Source organism: Parafrigoribacterium soli (genome assembly GCF_040227235.1).
GTDB classification, from domain to species: domain Bacteria; phylum Actinomycetota; class Actinomycetes; order Actinomycetales; family Microbacteriaceae; genus Parafrigoribacterium_A; species Parafrigoribacterium_A soli.
Genome location: NZ_JBELNZ010000002.1, coordinates 486,150 through 503,497, shown reverse-complemented (window position 1 = coordinate 503,497; position 17,348 = coordinate 486,150). Strand labels below are relative to the sequence as shown.

Below are 17,348 nucleotides of genomic sequence, written 5' to 3'. Positions count from 1 at the left end.
GATGACATGGCTCCCGAGAACACCCCTGCTCCAGACCGTCACCTGCCCGGTCGTCACCGCATTCTCGGCGATGACCTGCTCACCAGAATCCACAATCGAGCGGCGGGCTATGACCGCGACAATGCGTTTTTCAGCGAGGATCTGGACGAGCTGAAGGAGGCCGGGTACCTGCGCGCGTTCGTTCCGGTGGAGTTCGGCGGGTTCGGCCTGAGCCTGCAGCAGGTCGTCCACGAACAGCTCAGGCTCGCGGCGGCGGCGCCGGCGACGGCGCTCGCCGTGAACATGCACCTCGTGTGGACGGGAATCGCGAAGACGCTGCGTGACCGAGGCGACGACTCGCTGGAGTTCATCCTGCGCGAGGCGGCTGCCGGCGAGGTCTTCGCCTTCGCCATCAGCGAGGCGGGAAATGATCTCGTTCTGTTCGGCAGCCAGACGGATGCGCGCCCGCAGCCCGACGGAAGCTACGAGTTCACCGGCACCAAGATCTTCACGAGCCTGTCGCCCGCCTGGACGAGGCTCGGCCTGTTCGGCCTCGACAGCACCTCGGCGGATGCGCCGAAGCTCGTGCACGCCGTGGTGGAGCGCGATGCGGGCGGAATCACGGTGCTGGACGACTGGAACACGATGGGGATGCGTGCGAGCCAGAGCAACAGCACGCGACTCGATGGCGTGCGGGCGCGCGCCGACCGCATCATCCGCCGGCTCGACCCGGGGCCGAACGCCGACCCGCTGATCTTTGCGATCTTCGCGAACTTCGATATCCTGGTCTCCGCCGTGTACACGGGCATCGGGCAGCGGGCGCTCGAACTCGCCGTCGAGAGCGCTCAGCGCCGTGGTTCGGTGAGGACGGGCACGACCAAGGATCAGGACCCGGACACGCGTTGGAAGATCGCCGACGCCGCGATCTCCCACGACGCGGTGCTTCCGCAGCTCGACGCCATTGCCCGAGACGTGGATGATCGGGTCGATCGAGGCGCGCAGTGGTTCCGTGCGCTCGTGGGACTCAAGCTTCGCGCGACCGCCAGTGCCAAGTTCGTGGTGGAGCAGGCCATCCGCGTGGCTGGCGGTTCTGCGTATTCGGCGTCGAGCGAGCTCGGTCGCCTCTATCGGGATGTGCTGGCCGGCGGCTTCCACCCGAGCAACGAGGACTCGGCGCACGCCACGGTGGCGACGGCGCTGCTCGGCCCCCTCGCCCCCTGAGTTCACGCCTTAAAGACTCGACGCCCGGTGCGGCACTTGGTGCGGCTCTTCCGGGCGACGAGTTGTTCTTCCTCCAGAATGCGCCTTCCCCCGCGGATGCGCAACCCTTTCCTTCCGGCTTTCTCGCGGGCGGGCGCGCCTCGCTCTGGGGGTCGCGCGATGGCGGGGGAGCCGCCATCCTGAACTAGGGGATCGCGTGCACGATGGCACGGTGCACGACGGTAGAGGTGGGGGGCGATGACGCAGGAGATTTCGCAGGAGCACCTGGACGAACGCGGTGCCGAGGACGGCGATGCCGTTGCGGTGGCCGAGGCGTCGCTGCGCGCCCGGGTTCCCGGTCAGCGCGCCATCGGCGAGTTTCTGAGCGCCCACTCCACCGAGCGGCCGAGGTCGGTCTGGGCGCGCCTGTTCGGCGTGAGCCCGATCGGCACCGAGAGTGAACCGTTCTTCGCGGGGGCGGTGGGCGAGTTGCACGTGGGCGAACTGCTCGCGCAGCTCGACAGCGACTGGACCGTCCTACACGCCGTGCCCGTCGGCCAGGAGGGCGCCGATCTCGACCACCTGCTCGTCGGTCCCGCGGGCGTCTTCACGGTCACCACTCGCAATCACCCCGGTCTCGCGATCGCGGTGTCCGGGCGCTCGGTGCTCGTGGACGGACTCAAGCGCGCCCACATCCGTGCGGCGGAGCATGACCTCGGTAGGGCGGAGCGGCGGTTGACCGCGGCGCTGGGGCAGCCCGTCGTCGTCACGGGTCTGCTCGTCTTCGTCGAACCCCTTTCGCTCAGCCTGCGCGGCACGCCCAAGGACATCGAGGTGCTCGCCTCGGCCGAACTCGTTCCGTGGCTCGAGGCTCAGCCCGCCGTGTTCGACGCCGTCGAGGTGCAGCGCATCGCGAGGGCCGCAGAGTTGCCGGAAACCTGGGGTCACGCACGAGAGGTGGATGACGACTCTGGTGTCATTGAGCTCGATCGTCTCCTGCGCCTCGTCGAGCGGTCACGTGCGCTGCGCCAGCTCTGGTTCGGCGCCGCCACGATTCTCGTCGTCGTTTCGGCCACGGCGCTGGCGACGCTCGCGATCCTCGGCGCGATTCCGGGTCACCTGGGGCGCTGAGGTTCGGGGCTAGTCGGATGCGTCGCGCACCCGATCGACGAGCTCGCGCCATGGCCCCGTCAGCTGCTGCTCCGGGAGGGTGACGCGGTGACGGGAGCACTCGATGCGATAGCTGTACCGATCGGGTTGCTGCTGTTCGGTGGAGACGTCCTGCCACGGCAGCCGGTCGAGCAGGGCGAGCCACGACTCCCTGTCGTCGCGGTCGTCGATCGTCACCTCCCAGTGGCTGCTGAGGCCCGCGATGCCGCCGCTGCGCACCACGCGGATCTTCATCGCGCGACGCCCACGGTAGTCCACGCGTGGTGCACGGCGTCGCGTTCGGCCGAGCTCGCTCCGTAGCGCGCGGCAGCGGCATCCGTCGTGGCCTTGGCGAAGCGAGCGAAGTCGCAGTCGGTGGGCACCTCGCCGCCCACGAGGGTGTCGTACCAGACCTGCCCCGCGCGTTCCCAGGCGTTGCCGCCCAGCTTCGCGGCCGCGAGGTAGAAGGCGTGGTTCGGGATGCCCGAGTTCAGGTGCACGCCGCCGTTGTCGTCGCTCGTCTGCACGTAGCCGCTCATCGTGGCGGGCTGTGGGTCCTTGCCGAGCACATCGTCGTCGTACGCGGTTCCCGGCGCCTTCATCGAACGCAGCGCCGAGCCCTGCACCTCCTTGGTGAACAGGCCCTGGCCAATGAGCCAGCTGGCCTCGCTCACATCCTGCGACTTCGCGAACTGCTCGACCAGCGCGCCGAATACATCCGAAATCGACTCGTTGAGTGCACCGGACTGGCCCTGGTATTCGAGACCCGCCGTGTACTGGGTGACGCCGTGGGTCAGTTCGTGGCCGATGACGCTGAGCGAGGAGGTGAAGCCCTGGAAGACGGTGCCGTCGCCGTCGCCGAAGACCATTCGATCGCCGTTCCAGAAGGCGTTGTCGTAGTCCCGGCCGTAGTGCACGGTGGCGAGCAGCGGCAGGTTGTGGTCGTCGATGGATGCACGACGGTAGACCTTGCGATACAGCTCGTGGGTGCTGCCGAGGCCGTCGTACGACTCTGTGACGGCCACATCGCTTCCCGCGGGCTCGCCCTCGCCGCGCACACGGACTCCGGGCAGCGTCTCGCTGTGCCGCGCGTCGAAGATCGTGCGATGCGGGCCATCGAGCGCGCCGCCGCCCTGGGCCATCGCCGTGGTCCTGGGATGGTCGGCACGGGCCCCGAGGCGCACGCCCCGGAACGGATCGTCGAGCTCCCGCGACGCCCGCGCCGAGGCGGCGGCATGCTCGAAGCGGGGATCATCCAGGGCGGCGATTCGTTCGAGCAGGTACGGCGGAACGATGCAGCACTTCATGATTCGATGCTGCCACTTCGTCGGCGCCTCGGCGCCGACCGACGGGAAGTTCCCAGCGGCCGGCTCGGCGGCCTCAGCGGGTGTCGACCCTGCCTGCCTCCTGCACGAACTGTGCGACCGTCTCGAGATCGAGGTGGAAGATCTGTTCGCCGTCGTGCTGGCCATAGGAACGCAACGGGATGGAGCGCACATCGTCGCCACCGACGGTGACGAGCCCCGCACCGGAGCCGACGACGGCGCGCTCGGTGCCCTCGCGAGCGAGCACGTCCGTCGCGTTGGCGATGCCCGGTGCAACGATGACGGGCACCCCGCCGAATGTCTCGCTCAGCGCGTGGTGGTAGTGGCCGGAGAGGATGACGCGCACGTCGGAGCCGCGAATGACCTCGAGCAGGTCTTCCGGGTTGTAGAGCTCGAGCGCCTGCAGCAGAGCGGTGGAAGCGGGCACGGGAGGGTGGTGCATGACGAGCACTGTTCCCGCTTCGGCGGGCTCCGAGAGCACGTCGCCCAGCCAATCGAGCTGGCTTCGGCCGAGTTCGCCGTAGCCTGCTCCGGGCACCGAGGTGTCGATGGTGACGACGCGCCAGGAACCCAGCGTGCTTACGGCGTCGATCGGTCCCTGGGTCGCGACCGCGGCATCCGGCTCGTGGCCGCTGCCGAGAACTTGGCGAAAGCTGCGGCGATCGTCGTGGTTGCCCATCGCGTAGATCACGCTCGCGCCGCGGGCGGCGGCCCAGGGCGCCAGCGCCGAGCGCAATCGCTGGTACGAGCGCGGTGATCCATCGTCGGAGAGGTCTCCGGAGGCGACGAGCAGATCGAGGCCGCCGATACCCGAGAACTGGTCGAGTGCCCTCGCGAGAGCGGCGAAGGTGTCCACGCGACCGTAGTGAAGCGAGTCGTCACCGAAGAGGTGGGTGTCGGAGATGTGCAGGATTCTGAGGGGAGTGGACGCTGGCACCCTGAGAACATACCGCCGCCGCTGCCTCTCACAGGGGAACGCCGCTCCCTTCTTCGGGCGGCGCCTGCGGCGAGGTGAAAGGATCGTGCGATGGGAACCTCAATCGAGATCGACACGGCGGATGGCTCGCTGCCCGCCTACCGCAGTGAACCGTCCGGAGCGCCGCGCGGCGGAATCGTCCTGATCCACGAGATCTGGGGACTCGTGGAGCACATCCGCGGCGTTGCCGATCGGCTCGCCGAAGCGGGTTACCTCGTGATCGCACCCGACCTGCTGAGCGGTGTTGGGGTGGTTCCCGAGGTAGGGCAGCAGTTGCAGGAGCTGACTTTCAGCTCCGACGAGGCCAGGCGCACCGAGGCGCAGCCGCTCATGCGCGAGAAGCTCGCGCCCGCGCGATCGCCGGAATACGGCCGCTGGGCGGTCGAGGCGCTCGGCAGCGTCGTCGACCTCGTCGCGGCCGAGCCCGGCGTCGACGGCCGCATCGCCGTCATCGGCTTCTGCTTCGGCGGCAGCTACAGCTTTGCGCTCGCCGCGGCCGACCCCCGGGTGCGCGCCGCCGTGCCGTTCTACGGACAGCCGCCGGAGACCTCGGAACTCGGCTCGATCTCGTGCCCGGTCCTCGCCTTCTACGGTGACCAGGACGAACGACTCATGGAGGCCCTGCCGCGGGTGACGCAGGAGATGGCCGATGCGGGGGTCGACTTCACCCCGCGCGTGTACGAGGGCGCGCGGCACGCCTTCTTCAACGAAAGCAACTCGGCCACCTACGATGCGGATGCCGCTGCCGACGCCTGGCAACGCACGCTCACCTTCCTCGACGAGCGGCTTCCGTCGCCGGAACCCTCAGCAAGTTCCTGAGTTCGCCCGGCAGACTGGAACCATGACAGCTGCGACGGTTCCCCCTGCGCCCACGATCACGCTCAACGACGGCACCGAGATGCCGAAACTCGGGCTCGGAACCTACGGTCTGCGCGGCGACGCGGGCACGCAGGCCATGGTCGCGGCGATCGGCACCGGCTACCGGATTCTCGACACCGCCCTCAACTACGAGAACGAGCGCGAGGTGAGGGAGGCCGTGCGCCGCTCTGGCGTTGCGCGCGAGGAACTCTTCGTCACGACGAAGCTGCCGGGGCGGCACCACGGCTTCGACGAGACCCTCGCGAGCTTCGAGGAGTCGCGCGAGAACCTCGGCCTCGACTACGTCGACCTGTACCTCATCCACTGGCCCCTGCCGAAGGTGGGGAAGTATGTCGAGTCCTGGCAGGCGATGATCGCGTTGCGCGAAGCGGGTCGGGTGCGATCCATCGGCGTCAGCAACTTCACCGAGGAGTACCTCACGAGGCTGAGCCGTGAGACGGGCGTTACCCCGGCGGTCAATCAGGTCGAGCTGCATCCGCGCTTTCCGCAGGCGAAGCTGCGCGCCTTTCACGAGGAGCACGGCATCGTCACGCAGAGCTGGAGCCCGCTCGCCAAGAGCAACTCGGTCACGGGCGAGTCTGCGGTGACCGCGGCGGCTGAGGCGCACGGTGTCACGCCGACCCAGGTCGTGCTGCGCTGGCACGTGCAGCTGGGCGCCGTTCCCATCCCGAAGTCCGGTGATGTCGACAGGCAGCGCGAGAACCTCGATGTCTTCGGCTTTGAACGCAGCGACGACGAGGTCGCGGCGATCTCCGCGCTCGAGTCCGGGCGCCTGTGGGATGGCGACCCGGAGACGCATGAAGAGTTCTGACCCGCGCGTCAGCTGAGCCCGCCGAAGCGCATACGTTCGCTGAGCCCGTCGAAGCGCCACTGAGCCCGTCGAAGCGTTCTACGCACCCCTTTGGGGGCTTTTTGCCCCGCTAGCGCGGGCGTACGCTCGGGGAATCCGAACCCGGGGAGAGCAATGACTGGAATTGCAACCCACGGAGTATTCGCGCCAGGACTGTCCACCCGCGGCCCGGAATCATCCGTGCTCGAAGAATGTCTGCGTGCCCAGCTGAAGGCACGACAGCGTGGTGCCGTCGCGCGCCTGTTCGGTGTGAGCCCGCTGCACAGGGAGGCTCGCGCCGACTATCACGCCGCGCTCAGCGGAGCTCGCGCCGCCACCGTGTACTCGCGGCTGGGCGCCGAATTCACTGTGCTCGAGACGATCGCCGCTGACGGCCCGGACCACCTCATCATCGGCCCTCCCGGAATCTTCACGGTGACCACCAGGAGCTTCCCGGCAAAGCGGGTGCGCGTCGGCGGTGCCAGATTCCTGGTCAACGGCCGCAAGAGCGGTTGCGTCGCCGCGGCCAAGCGCGATGCGGCCGACGTGTCACTGCAGTTCAGCGACATCGCGGGCACGCACATCGAGGTGACGCCGGTCATCGTCGTGATCGAACCGCGCTCGCTTTCCCTGCACGCCCCGGATGTCGCCGTCACCGAATCGGCCAGGGTCGCGCGATGGTTCGCCGGGCTTCCCAGGGTCCTCTCCGACGACACGATCGAGTACCTCTCGACCGTGGCCGCACTGCCGGGCACCTGGCGATGCAGCGTCGAGGCGAGCCACGATGCCGAGCGGCACGCCCAGAGATTCGACCGGCTCCGCCGCGAGGTCGACGACGCTCACCGCCGCGCCCGCACTTGGCTCTATCTCACACTCTCGGTGTTCACTGGCGGCGCGGCCGTGGCGGCCGTGGCCTTCTCAGATTCGCTGCTCGCGTTGGTGGGGATCTCCTGAAAGGGAGTACGAGCAGAGCATTCCGCCCAGCGGCGGAAATGATCCCCCCGGGAAAGGGTTTGCGCCCTTCCGTGCAAGGGCCAGGGCGCAAACTCTTCACTCGGGGGAGACCGCGGGGTCGTCACGGTGTCGGGCTCGGCCGCGTTGATACCGTGGAGTGGTGACCTCAGCCCCAGCTGCGCCAGATTCCCGCGAGCTCGCGACGACCGCGGCGCTGCGCAGCGTGCTGTTCGGCCTGGCGCCGATCGTCATCACCCTGGCGACGCTCACGCTCGGTGCGGCGCTGCCCTTTCCCCTCGGCGCGCTCCTCTCATTCGCCCTTGTCGCCGTCAGCGTCTGCGTGGCGATCGTCGACGGGGCGCGCGGCCTGCGCGCGATTCGCCCACTGCGCGAGGCACGGATGCTGGAACAGAAGCGCTTCTCGCGCGCGGGCACGGGCGGGGCGGCGGCGCGCAGTACGGACCGAGCGCTGACCCTCGTGCACCACTTGGCCATGACCGGCCTCGTGCTCGGCCTCGTGCACGGGGTGTTCCTGCTGGGGAGTCTCGCCCTCACCCTGCCGGGGATGTTCTGGCTGGCGTCCGTTCGATGACGGCGGCCGGCCCCCTCCAGCGGTGCTAAACTCACAAGGTTGCCGTCAAACGGCCGCGGATAAAGAGAGCTCGCACATTCTGTGACGGGCACCGCGCAACGAGGGAAAGGGGCCATCTATGCCATTAGCACCAGATGCCAAGAAAGCGATCATCGACGAGTACGCAACTCACCCAGGTGACACCGGGAGCCCCGAAGTGCAGGTCGCAATGCTGACCGCACGCATCAAGGACCTCACCGAGCACCTCAAGGAGCACAAGCACGACCACCACTCACGTCGTGGTCTGCTGCTGCTGGTGGGCCAGCGTCGTCGCCTGCTTGGTTACCTCTCCGACGTCGACATCAACCGCTACCGCGCGTTGATCGAGCGCCTCGGACTGCGTCGATAGCGGCATCGCGTCGATAACGAACTCCTGGCAAACGGGCCGTCACCTTTGAGGTGGCGGCCCGTTTCACGTTTCCGGTTCTCGTGCCGCCGCCTCCCGTGACGCGGGCACCCGCTCCCATAGGGTCTAGGCATGAACAAGGCCCGCACCCTCACGATGTTTGCGCCGTACCTGCTCGTGAGCGTCATCCATCTCATCGCCCTCGTGAGCGGCGCGGACGCGATCGGCGACTTCACGAAGCCTGTGCTCATGGTGCTCCTCTTCGTGGCGTTCCTGTTCTGCCTGCCGCGAGCACGCGGCGAGGTCGCTCGCCTCGGCTCGCTCGGCATCCTGCTGTCGTGGCTCGGTGATGTCGCGCTCGCGTCGCCAGACGATCTCGGCTTCATCCTCGGGCTCGGCTTCTTTCTGCTCGCGCACCTGGCGTACGTCACGCTGTTCTTCCGCAGGCTCCGGATGTGGCGGCCCCGCGCGCTCGCACTCGTATACGCCGTCTGGCTCGCCGCCTTCGTGGTGCTGCTCGCACCGCACCTGGGCTCTCTCCTGATCCCGGTCATCGCCTACGGCGTCGTGCTCGGTTCGATGGGGGCGCTGGCGCTCCACTGCAACCGCTGGATAGCCGTGGGCGGAGCACTCTTCGTGGTGTCCGACAGTCTTCTCGGGCTCGCAAAATTCCTGCCGGGTTTCGCGCTCTGGCAGTCCGACTTCCTGATCATGCTGAGCTATCTGCTTGCCCAGGGACTCATCGCCTTCGGCGTGCTGCGCTGGGCGTGGTCCGCGCGGTCGACGCTGTCCGTGATTACCGTCGAGACGCCGACTGCCGCAGCGCACTGAGCCGGAACGCCGTGCCCATAGGCTGGGGCCATGGCCAACCCGCTCAAGCGGCTCTCCCGCATCCGCACCGTGATCTTCATCTTCATCGTGCTGTTCGCGATCGCGGGTTTCGTGCTGCACCTCGGGCTGCTGAGCTTCCTGTTCCGCGGCGTGCTGCTGCTCGGCGTCGTTGCGCTGTTCGCCAGTTACCTCTGGGGCTTCTATCTCAGGTGGCGCAAGACGAACTAGCGCCTTCGATCTCGTAGTCTGGCTACCGTGAACCTCTTCAGCCGTGCGCCCGAGTCCAGCGAGTACCCGAAGACGGATGCCGGAACGGGCAACTTCAACCAGTACAACTACAACCTGGTTCCCAAGAACAAGCGCGTCACCATGCAGCTCGCGGGCAGTGACCCCTTCCAGGACGAGATCCGGCGCATCCGGGATCTCGCCGGCGCCGAGAGCGAGATCTTCTTCGCCAAGCGCACGACCGAGGAAGAGCGCACGGACGCCCCGATGCCCGCTCGTTTCTTCGCCGAGAGCCGGATGTCGGCGATCGTCGGCTACGTACCCCGCGGCCTCGAACCGCTCGTCATCCAGACGCTCGCGCGGCTCGACGACGCGGGCCGCTCGACGCGGATCCCGGCCGAGATCGTCACGACTCGCAACGGGCTGCGCGTGGTCCTGCTGATGGGCCTCACCCGCTGACACCGGCGCAGAATGGTGGCATGTACTCCGTTGTCGAATGTGCCATCCCGCTCGTCGCCGCGCCGATGGCGGGTGGCCCGTCCACCCCGGCGCTCGTCGCAGCCGCTGCCGAAGCTGGCGGACTCGGGTTCCTCGGCGGCGGATATCTGACCCGTGCCTCACTCGGCGATCAGCTCCATGAAACCCGAGCGCTCAGCGCGTCCCCGTTCGGCGTCAACCTCTTCGTGCCGCGCGAGCACCCCTCCGCGTTGCCGGGGCTGGAGAGCTACCGTCGTGAACTTCTGTCGGAGGCCGAGCGCTACGGGATCGAGTTGCCGCAGCCGGACCCCGCCGACACCGATCACTACGCCGACAAGCTCGAGCTGCTCTGCGAGCAGCCGGTCGCCGTGGTGAGCTTCACCTTCGGCCTGCCCGATCGCGAGGCGGTCCTCGCACTGCACGACGCCGACACGAGCGTCGCGATCACCGTCACGAGCCTGCACGAGGCCCGAAGCGCGGTGGAACGTGGTGCGGACGCTCTCGTGGTCCAGGGCGCGGAAGCGGGTGGGCACCGCGGAACCCACGACGCGAGCGCGAGCCCGGACGCGACGCCGCTGGCCGAACTCGTGCGCGCCGTGCGGGCATCCACGGCTCTACCGATCGTGGCCGCGGGTGGGGTCTCAACGCGCCAAGGCGTGGCGGAGTTGCTGGCCGCCGGCGCGACCGTTGTCGCCGTGGGCACGGCGCTCCTTCGCAGCCCGGAGTGTGGCGCCTCGCAGACGTACAAGGACGCGCTCGTCAGCGGCGAGTTCACCGAGACGAGGGTGACCAGGGCATTCTCCGGAAGACTCGCGAGGGCTCTCGTCAATCGATTCGTTGCCGAGCACGACGCCACCGCGCCCACTGCCTACCCCGAGCTCAACCAGCTCACTCGGCCGATTCGCGCTGCGGCGGCGAGGGCGGGTGATGCCGGCGGGCTGGCTCTCTGGGCGGGCACGGCGTACTCATCGGCTCGCGCGGACGGCGCCGCCGAGATCCTGCGCGCGCTCTCGCCGCACGGTGACTCTTAGAGTGGTGCAGTGAACTCACCCGCAACAGCCCACGTCGATCGCCTGCTCGTCACCGTTCCCGATTTCCCGAGTCCGGGCATCCAGTTCCGCGACCTCAGCCCGGTGTTCGCCGACGCCGAGGCGTTCAGGGCGGTCACCGAGGAGCTCGTCGCGCCCTATGAGGAGCAGATCGACGTGATCGCCGGAGTGGAGGCGCGTGGTTTCGTGCTCGCGGCATCCGCTGCCTTCGCGGCAGACAGAGGCCTCGTCGTCATCCGCAAGGCGGGCAAGCTGCCGGGCCCGGTGCTGCAGGAGGCGTTCGAGCTCGAGTACGGCTCTGCGGTGCTGGAGATGCATCCCGCGAAGGTGCCCGGCCAGCGGATGCTGATCCTGGATGACGTGCTCGCCACGGGTGGCACACTCGCGGCCGCGGTGCGACTCGCGGAGCGCGCCGGGTACGTGGTGGTGGGCATCGCGGTCGTGCTCGAACTTGAGGCACTGGGCGGGCGGGCGGCGCTGCCGGGCAGGGGACTGCGCTCGATCCTCACGCTGTAGAGCCCGGGAATACTTCCACCGCACCCGTGGTTCCATAGAATGTTCATGCAGACGCATAGAAAGCCTGAGGACAGCATGCAGTTCGGAATCTTCACCGTCGGTGACGTCACCGTCGACCCGACCAACGGAATCGAGCCGACCGAGCACGAGCGGATCAAGGCGATGCTCACGATCGCCCAGAAGGCGGAAGAGGTCGGCCTCGACGTCTTCGCCACCGGGGAGCACCACAACCCGCCGTTCGTCCCGTCGAGCCCCACCACGATGCTCGGCTACCTGGCCGCCAAGACCGAGCGCATCATCCTGTCGACCTCGACGACGCTCATCACGACCAACGACCCGGTGAAGATCGCCGAGGACTACGCGATGCTCCAGCACATCGCCGACGGCCGCGTCGACCTCATGATGGGCCGCGGCAACACCGGCCCGGTCTACCCGTGGTTCGGCAAGGACATCCGCGAGGGCATCCCGCTCGCGATCGAGAACTACGCCCTGCTGCGCAGACTGTGGGACGAGGATGTCGTGAACTGGCAGGGCACGTTCCGCACGCCGCTGCAGGGCTTCACCTCGACCCCGAGGCCCCTCGACGGCGTCGCGCCCTTCGTCTGGCACGGCAGCATCCGCTCGCCCGAGATCGCTGAGCAGGCGGCCTACTACGGCGACGGTTTCTTCGCCAACAACATCTTCTGGCCGAAGGAGCACTACATGCAGCTCATCGGCTACTACCGCCAGCGCTTCGAGCACTACGGCCACGGCACGGCGGCCGAGGCGATCGTCGGTCTCGGCGGCCAGGCCTTCATGCGCAAGAACTCGCAGGATGCCGTGAACGAGTTCCGCCCCTACTTCGACAACGCCCCCGTCTACGGCCACGGCCCGTCGATGGAGGACTTCACCGCGCAGACCCCGCTCACCGTGGGCAGCCCGCAGCAGGTCATCGACCGCTACGCGAGCATGCGCGACTCCTTCGGCGACTACCAGCGCCAGCTGTTCCTCATGGATCACGCGGGCCTGCCGCTCAAGGTCGTGCTCGAGCAGCTCGACATCCTGGGCGAAGAGGTTGTGCCGGCGCTCCGCAAGGAGTTCGCCACCAACCGCCCGGCGAAGGTGCCCGACGGTCCGACTCACGCCTCACTCGTGGCCGCTCGTGCCGAGAGCCTCTCGAACGGCCAGGAGTCGCCTTCGGAAATTCAGGACAATGCGCAGGCGAACGTCGCGGGAGGTGCGAAATGAGCTCGATCCGGAACCAGAGTCCTGAGTTTCCGAAGCGGCGGCTCGCCGTCGTGTCCTCGGGGCTCAGCCAGCCCTCGTCGACGCGGCTCCTCGCCGATCGCCTGGCCGACGCGACAGTGCGTCGGCTCGAGGCGCACGGCGTCGAGGCCGAGGTGCAGCTCTTCGAGCTTCGCGACGTGGCGCAGGATGTCACGAACAACCTGCTCACCGGTTTTCCGAGCCCGAAGCTCGCGAACGTCATCGAGGCGGTGACCGAGGCCGATGGCCTCATCGTGGTGACGCCGATCTTCACCACGAGCTACAGCGGGCTGTTCAAGTCGTTCATCGATGTGCTCGAACCGCAGTCGCTCACCGACATGCCGGTCCTGCTCGGTGCGACGGGCGGCACAGAACGCCATTCTCTCGCGCTCGACTACGCGATGCGGCCGCTGTTCACCTACCTGCACGCGGTGGCGGTTCCGACCTCGGTGTACGCCGCATCCAGCGACTGGGGGAGCGGGGCGGATGCTGGCCAGAGCACCCTTCCCGATCGGATCGAGCGTGCCGCGGGCGAGCTCGCGGCACTCGTCAAGGCGAGCGCGCGCTCGAACCGCATCGTCGATCCCTTCGCGCTCCCGAACGGCTTCAGCCCGGTCGGCGGCTACGGAGCGCAATAAGCGGCACGCGATCTCGCGGATGGGGTACAAACCGCGCGAATCTCGCTTGCCATAGCTTCCCCGCCGGACGATGATGGCACTGTCGGTGCAGACAATTCGGTACACCCGGGTTTCTGCGCTGGCATCGGGGCCCGACAGGACGCCTCGAACCGTCTCCGAACCCGGGGAGCGAGGCAGGATAAATGCAGTCGGAAGCGTCGACCACGGGCTCGACGAGCACGCTGATCGGGTCCATCCAGCGCGCGCTGCGCCTCGTCGATCTGGTGGCGAGCGCGTCGAGGCCGCTCAGCCCGAAGCACCTGGCGAGTGCGCTCGGCCTCAGCCTCGGCACCACCTACAACATCATCCGAACCCTGGTGCACGAGGGGTACCTCGCACAGGAGCCGGACGGCATCATCCTCGGCCCGGGTCATCCCGTGCTGAGCGGCGGTGCGGATGAAGGTGTCCTGCTCTCGCAGGTGCGGCAGGGACTGCGCGACATCACCTCCGAACTCGGGGCGACGGCGTACCTCAGTCGCTACGACGACGGCGAGGTCACCATCGTCGACATCGTGGATGTTCCGCTCGCGCCGCGCACGGAACTCTGGGTGGGGATCAGCCGAGCCGCCCACGCGACCGCCCTCGGCAAACAGATCCTCTCGGAACTCCCCGCCAACGAGCGTCGCGACTACCTGCACCGCCACCCGATGGAGGAGCTCACCCAGCACACGATCCGAGATCCGCACCTGCTCCTCGCCGAGCTGGAGCGGCCGGCGCCGGCCAGGCTGGATCGTCAGGAATACGCGCTCGGGCTCACCTGCATCGCCGTTCCCGTGCGCGCTCCCGGCACGATAGCCTCGCTCGCCATCTCGATGCCGACCGGCGAGGTGGATGAGCTCGGCACCGTCGTGCAGCGACTCAAAGCGGCGGCCGGCACGCTCTCGCTCGCCTATGGGACCGACGCGAGTGCAAGCGGTTTCACTATCTGAAATCCGAGCACTGGCGGGCGCCATTGGGCGACCCTACAGTGATTACTGGGAACACTGCGCGAACACTGCGTGCTGTTGCGGGCAGGGTGCGATCCACATATTCGGGTTATGTCGATCGAGACCCTGCCCCTTTTCCTTTTCGGCGCTGGCTAGAGCGCCTTCACCGCGGCGAGAACGTGTGACAGCGAGTCCTTCGCATCTCCGAACAGCAGCGTGGTCTTCGGGTCATACAGCAGCTCGTTCTCGATGCCCGCGAACCCCGGTCGCATCGATCGCTTGAGAAACACGACCTGCGCCGCATCCCCGACCTCGAGAATCGGCATCCCGTAGATGGGCGATCCGGCCGTGGTCTTCGCCGCGGGGTTCACGACGTCGTTGGCGCCGACGACGAGCACGACATCCGTGTACTTGAACTCCGGGTTGACCTCGTCGAGTTCCCTGAGCGACTCGTAGGGCACGTTTGCCTCGGCCAGCAGCACGTTCATGTGGCCCGGCATGCGACCCGCCACCGGGTGGATGCCGAACACGACGTCCACGCCGCGCGCCTCGAGCGTCGTCGCGAGTTCGGCGATCGTGTGCTGCCCCTGAGCCACGGCAAGCCCGTAGCCCGGGACGATCACGACCCGCTGCGCGTAGCCGAGCAGAACAGCGACATCCTCGGCGCTCGATGACCTCACCGGTCGATCGCTCACCGTCGTGGATCCGGCCGTGGATCCGCCGCGGAAGGCGCCGAACATGATACCCGTGACGCTGCGGCCCATCGCCGCGGCCATCACCTGGGTCAGGATCGTGCCGCTGGCGCCGACGAGTGTGCCGGCCACGACGAGCAGGACGTTGCCGAGCACGATTCCGGATGCCGCTACCGCGATACCCGTGAACGCGTTCAGCAGCGAGATGACGATCGGCACGTCCGCGCCGCCCACCGGCAGCACGAGCAGCAGTCCCGCCACGAGCCCGAGCAGCAGCAGCGCGATCGCCCAGCCGGATGCCCCGCTCGCGATCACGAAGCCGGCGGCGGTGAACGAGGCGAGCAGCACGACCGTCATGACCCAGCGCATGCCGGGAAAGAGCAGTGGTCGCGTGCTGATGAGCTCCTGCAGCTTGCCGACCGTCACCGCGGAACCCGAGAACGACACCGCTCCAACAAACATCGTGAACACGATCGCGAGCCGCACCCAGGGGTTGTCGTTGTGATCGAGTTCGAGCACGGCGACGAGGGCGGCGGCGCCACCGCCGACCCCATTGAAGCCGCCGACGAGTTGCGGCATCTGCGTCATCTGAACGCGCCTGGCGATCGGCACCGCAATCGCAGATCCCACCGCGATCGCCGCGAGGATCCACGGGATGTTCTCGAGCCGCGCTGAGAGGAACACCGTGATGACGGCGACGAGCGCACCCGCCGCCCCGATGAGGTTGCCGCGCCTCGCGCCCTGCGGAGAGCTGAGCCCCTTGAGCGCGAGGATGAAGCAGACGGCCGAGACGAGGTAGAGCAGCGCCGTCCACTCCGGCGATAGCACGCTCACTTCGCCGCACCCTTCGCGCCGGCCTCGCCGCTGGGCTTCCTTCTGCCGCGGAACATCTCCAGCATCCTGTCGGTCACGACGAAGCCGCCTACCATGTTCGCGGTCGCGAGCAGCACGGCGAGCAGTGCGACGGCGAGCAGCCACGGGTTGCTCGCCTGCCCGGCGACGACGATCGCGCCGACGAGGATGATCCCGTGAATCGCGTTCGCCCCGGACATCAGCGGCGTGTGCAGCTTGCTGGTCACCTTGGAAACCACCTCGAAGCCCACGAACACGGCGAGCACCACCACGGTCAGCAGACTTACCGGATCCATTACTTCTGCTCCTTCTCGATGGCCTCGGCCGTGGGGGCGTGCAGTACGCTCCCGTCGCGGGTCAGCGCGGCTCCCGCAATCACCTCGTCGTCGAAGTCGGGTGCGACGGCACCGTCGACGACCATGAGCGCGAGCAGGTTTGCGACGTTCTTCGCATACAGTCGCGAGGCATCCGTTGCCACCGCGGATGCGGGATCCCGCAGTCCGACGAGCGTCACGGCACCGTCGCCGGCCGTCGTGGGTACGGCCACATCGGTGCCGGCGACGACGCCCTCGACGTTGCCGCCGGACTCCGCCGCGAGGTCGATCACGACCGAGCCGGCCCGCATTGCGGCGACCATCTCGGTCGTGACGAGCAGCGGGGCAGCGCGCCCCGGGATGGCCGCGGTCGTGATGAGCACATCGGCCGCAGCGACGTGCGGCGCGAGCAACTCCCGCTGCCGCACCGCGCGATCCTGGCTGAGCGCGCGAGCGTAACCGCCCGTGCCCTCGGTCGCAGCGTCGAGCTCGAGGTCGATGAAGGTGCCGCCGATCGACGTGACCTCTTCGGCCGAGGCGGCCCGGATGTCGTTGGCCGACACCCGCGCACCGAGTCGCTTCGCTGTTCCGATGGCCTGCAGTCCCGCAACACCGGCTCCGAGCACGAGCACCCGCGCGGGCGGAACCGTTCCCGCCGCCGTCATGTACAGCGGAAAGAAGCGGGGGAGGCGCACCGCGGCCTCGAGCACGGCGCGGTATCCCGTGACGAGCGCCTGCGAGCTCAGAGCATCCATGGATTGGGCGCGCGAGATGCGCGGCACGAGTTCGAGCGCGAAGGACGTGACGCCGGCCTTCGCAAGCGCGCTCACGGTTGCGAGCTCGGATGCGGGCGAGGCGAGCCCGATGGTGATTGCGCCAGACCGCAGACCGGCCGCCGTGGCGGGGGTCAGCGGTCGCACATGGCAGAGCACGTCCACCTCGCCGAGCGCGAGCGCATCAACGAGGGCGGCGCCGACGTCGGCGTAGGCGGCATCCGGATAATCGGCCTCTGCGCCCGCTCCGGTCTCGATCGCGACGTCGAGGCCGAGCTTCTTCAGCTGGACCACCGTTTCGGGAGTCGCAGCGACACGGCGCTCTCCCGACTGGCTCTCTCGTGCAACACCGACCAGCACTGCCGGCTCCTCTCGGGTTGCCTCCAGCGTATCCGCGGCGACCCTCACCGTGCCGATTCTGTGCTTCGCCATGCCGCAGGCGCGGGTACTCGCGTCTCGCAGGGGGCAACTGGTAGACTCAATGAGGTTGAACTGGTTTAACT

General features: G+C 68.1%; 21 protein-coding genes. 15 read left to right on the top strand and 6 right to left on the bottom strand.

What is annotated here, in order from left to right:
• The first annotated feature begins 6 nt into the window (after nucleotides 1-6).
• Nucleotides 7-1,200 (top strand): acyl-CoA dehydrogenase family protein, encoded by a 1,194-nt coding sequence (locus ABUA37_RS06645; RefSeq protein ID WP_349898338.1) that lies wholly within the window; start codon nucleotides 7-9, stop codon nucleotides 1,198-1,200.
• Nucleotides 1,201-1,437: 237 nt separating this feature from the next.
• Nucleotides 1,438-2,310 (top strand): nuclease-related domain-containing protein, encoded by an 873-nt coding sequence (locus ABUA37_RS06640; protein ID WP_349898337.1) that lies wholly within the window; start codon nucleotides 1,438-1,440, stop codon nucleotides 2,308-2,310.
• Between the two features lie 9 nt (nucleotides 2,311-2,319).
• On the opposite strand, the gene ABUA37_RS06635 is transcribed toward ABUA37_RS06640, so the two are convergent.
• From ABUA37_RS06635 to ABUA37_RS06625, 3 genes are all read right to left on the bottom strand, one after another.
• Nucleotides 2,320-2,583: a protealysin inhibitor emfourin gene (locus ABUA37_RS06635; protein WP_349898335.1), complete on the bottom strand. Its 264-nt coding sequence runs from the start codon at nucleotides 2,581-2,583 to the stop codon at nucleotides 2,320-2,322.
• The gene (locus ABUA37_RS06630) at nucleotides 2,580-3,635 is read right to left on the bottom strand and encodes a M4 family metallopeptidase (RefSeq protein WP_349898334.1); all 1,056 of its coding nucleotides are present in this window, start codon (nucleotides 3,633-3,635) and stop codon (nucleotides 2,580-2,582) included. Before ABUA37_RS06630 ends, ABUA37_RS06635 begins: the two co-directional genes overlap by 4 nt.
• A 73-nt stretch (nucleotides 3,636-3,708) precedes the next feature.
• On the bottom strand, nucleotides 3,709-4,590 hold the full coding sequence (locus ABUA37_RS06625; RefSeq protein WP_349898333.1) for a metallophosphoesterase: 882 nt from the start codon (nucleotides 4,588-4,590) through the stop codon (nucleotides 3,709-3,711).
• 90 nt (nucleotides 4,591-4,680) lie between these two features.
• Here ABUA37_RS06625 and ABUA37_RS06620 point away from each other — a divergent pair, with 90 nt between their 5' ends.
• From ABUA37_RS06620 to ABUA37_RS06560, 13 genes are all read left to right on the top strand, one after another.
• The gene (locus ABUA37_RS06620) at nucleotides 4,681-5,448 is read left to right on the top strand and encodes a dienelactone hydrolase family protein (protein WP_349898332.1); all 768 of its coding nucleotides are present in this window, start codon (nucleotides 4,681-4,683) and stop codon (nucleotides 5,446-5,448) included.
• A gap of 22 nt (nucleotides 5,449-5,470) precedes the next feature.
• The gene (locus ABUA37_RS06615) at nucleotides 5,471-6,319 is read left to right on the top strand and encodes an aldo/keto reductase (protein WP_349898331.1); all 849 of its coding nucleotides are present in this window, start codon (nucleotides 5,471-5,473) and stop codon (nucleotides 6,317-6,319) included.
• 153 nt (nucleotides 6,320-6,472) lie between these two features.
• On the top strand, nucleotides 6,473-7,291 hold the full coding sequence (locus ABUA37_RS06610; protein WP_349898330.1) for a hypothetical protein: 819 nt from the start codon (nucleotides 6,473-6,475) through the stop codon (nucleotides 7,289-7,291).
• 160 nt (nucleotides 7,292-7,451) lie between these two features.
• Nucleotides 7,452-7,883 (top strand): hypothetical protein, encoded by a 432-nt coding sequence (locus tag ABUA37_RS06605; RefSeq protein ID WP_349898329.1) that lies wholly within the window; start codon nucleotides 7,452-7,454, stop codon nucleotides 7,881-7,883.
• A gap of 118 nt (nucleotides 7,884-8,001) precedes the next feature.
• Nucleotides 8,002-8,271: a 30S ribosomal protein S15 gene (rpsO, locus tag ABUA37_RS06600; RefSeq protein ID WP_130980531.1), complete on the top strand. Its 270-nt coding sequence runs from the start codon at nucleotides 8,002-8,004 to the stop codon at nucleotides 8,269-8,271.
• 129 nt (nucleotides 8,272-8,400) lie between these two features.
• Entirely contained in the window at nucleotides 8,401-9,099 is a 699-nt protein-coding gene (locus ABUA37_RS06595; protein ID WP_349898328.1) for a lysoplasmalogenase, read from the top strand.
• 30 nt (nucleotides 9,100-9,129) lie between these two features.
• A complete protein-coding gene (locus ABUA37_RS06590; protein ID WP_349898327.1) occupies nucleotides 9,130-9,327 on the top strand; it encodes a hypothetical protein in 198 nt (65 codons plus the stop codon).
• Between the two features lie 27 nt (nucleotides 9,328-9,354).
• Nucleotides 9,355-9,783, top strand: a complete 429-nt coding sequence (locus ABUA37_RS06585) for a hypothetical protein (protein WP_349898326.1) — start codon at nucleotides 9,355-9,357, stop codon at nucleotides 9,781-9,783.
• A 20-nt stretch (nucleotides 9,784-9,803) separates the two neighbouring features.
• Nucleotides 9,804-10,832, top strand: coding sequence for a nitronate monooxygenase (locus ABUA37_RS06580; protein ID WP_349898325.1), 1,029 nt, complete (start codon nucleotides 9,804-9,806; stop codon nucleotides 10,830-10,832).
• A gap of 9 nt (nucleotides 10,833-10,841) precedes the next feature.
• Nucleotides 10,842-11,366, top strand: coding sequence for an adenine phosphoribosyltransferase (locus ABUA37_RS06575; protein WP_349898324.1), 525 nt, complete (start codon nucleotides 10,842-10,844; stop codon nucleotides 11,364-11,366).
• 75 nt (nucleotides 11,367-11,441) lie between these two features.
• Nucleotides 11,442-12,593 carry an LLM class flavin-dependent oxidoreductase gene (locus ABUA37_RS06570; RefSeq protein ID WP_349898646.1) on the top strand — a complete coding sequence of 384 codons (1,152 nt, stop codon included), beginning with the start codon at nucleotides 11,442-11,444 and terminating at the stop codon, nucleotides 12,591-12,593.
• Complete coding sequence (locus ABUA37_RS06565; protein ID WP_349898323.1) at nucleotides 12,590-13,249, top strand: FMN reductase; 660 nt, start codon at nucleotides 12,590-12,592, stop codon at nucleotides 13,247-13,249. Before ABUA37_RS06570 ends, ABUA37_RS06565 begins: the two co-directional genes overlap by 4 nt.
• A 182-nt stretch (nucleotides 13,250-13,431) precedes the next feature.
• On the top strand, nucleotides 13,432-14,217 hold the full coding sequence (locus tag ABUA37_RS06560; RefSeq protein ID WP_349898322.1) for an IclR family transcriptional regulator: 786 nt from the start codon (nucleotides 13,432-13,434) through the stop codon (nucleotides 14,215-14,217).
• A 149-nt stretch (nucleotides 14,218-14,366) separates the two neighbouring features.
• Here ABUA37_RS06560 and ABUA37_RS06555 read toward each other — a convergent pair whose 3' ends face one another.
• The 3 genes from ABUA37_RS06555 to ABUA37_RS06545 are packed head-to-tail and all read right to left on the bottom strand — an operon-like array spanning nucleotide 14,367 to nucleotide 17,205.
• Nucleotides 14,367-15,740, bottom strand: a complete 1,374-nt coding sequence (locus ABUA37_RS06555) for an NAD(P)(+) transhydrogenase (Re/Si-specific) subunit beta (RefSeq protein WP_349898321.1) — start codon at nucleotides 15,738-15,740, stop codon at nucleotides 14,367-14,369.
• Nucleotides 15,737-16,054, bottom strand: coding sequence for an NAD(P) transhydrogenase subunit alpha (locus tag ABUA37_RS06550; RefSeq protein ID WP_349898320.1), 318 nt, complete (start codon nucleotides 16,052-16,054; stop codon nucleotides 15,737-15,739). The genes ABUA37_RS06555 and ABUA37_RS06550 overlap by 4 nt, the downstream gene beginning before the upstream one ends.
• Entirely contained in the window at nucleotides 16,054-17,205 is a 1,152-nt protein-coding gene (locus tag ABUA37_RS06545) for a Re/Si-specific NAD(P)(+) transhydrogenase subunit alpha (RefSeq protein WP_349898645.1), read from the bottom strand. Before ABUA37_RS06545 ends, ABUA37_RS06550 begins: the two co-directional genes overlap by 1 nt.
• Nucleotides 17,206-17,348: the final 143 nt, after the last annotated feature.

Coding starts and splice junctions, on each gene's coding strand:
- ABUA37_RS06570 (WP_349898646.1), top strand. CDS start 11,442: ATGCAGTTCGGAATCTTCACCGTCGGTGACGTCACCGTCGACCCGACC.
- ABUA37_RS06580 (WP_349898325.1), top strand. CDS start 9,804: ATGTACTCCGTTGTCGAATGTGCCATCCCGCTCGTCGCCGCGCCGATG.
- ABUA37_RS06635 (WP_349898335.1), bottom strand. CDS start 2,583: ATGAAGATCCGCGTGGTGCGCAGCGGCGGCATCGCGGGCCTCAGCAGC.
- ABUA37_RS06590 (WP_349898327.1), top strand. CDS start 9,130: ATGGCCAACCCGCTCAAGCGGCTCTCCCGCATCCGCACCGTGATCTTC.
- ABUA37_RS06550 (WP_349898320.1), bottom strand. CDS start 16,054: ATGGATCCGGTAAGTCTGCTGACCGTGGTGGTGCTCGCCGTGTTCGTG.
- rpsO (WP_130980531.1), top strand. CDS start 8,002: ATGCCATTAGCACCAGATGCCAAGAAAGCGATCATCGACGAGTACGCA.
- ABUA37_RS06630 (WP_349898334.1), bottom strand. CDS start 3,635: ATGAAGTGCTGCATCGTTCCGCCGTACCTGCTCGAACGAATCGCCGCC.
- ABUA37_RS06645 (WP_349898338.1), top strand. CDS start 7: ATGGCTCCCGAGAACACCCCTGCTCCAGACCGTCACCTGCCCGGTCGT.
- ABUA37_RS06615 (WP_349898331.1), top strand. CDS start 5,471: ATGACAGCTGCGACGGTTCCCCCTGCGCCCACGATCACGCTCAACGAC.
- ABUA37_RS06640 (WP_349898337.1), top strand. CDS start 1,438: ATGACGCAGGAGATTTCGCAGGAGCACCTGGACGAACGCGGTGCCGAG.
- ABUA37_RS06595 (WP_349898328.1), top strand. CDS start 8,401: ATGAACAAGGCCCGCACCCTCACGATGTTTGCGCCGTACCTGCTCGTG.
- ABUA37_RS06620 (WP_349898332.1), top strand. CDS start 4,681: ATGGGAACCTCAATCGAGATCGACACGGCGGATGGCTCGCTGCCCGCC.
- ABUA37_RS06560 (WP_349898322.1), top strand. CDS start 13,432: ATGCAGTCGGAAGCGTCGACCACGGGCTCGACGAGCACGCTGATCGGG.
- ABUA37_RS06610 (WP_349898330.1), top strand. CDS start 6,473: ATGACTGGAATTGCAACCCACGGAGTATTCGCGCCAGGACTGTCCACC.
- ABUA37_RS06565 (WP_349898323.1), top strand. CDS start 12,590: ATGAGCTCGATCCGGAACCAGAGTCCTGAGTTTCCGAAGCGGCGGCTC.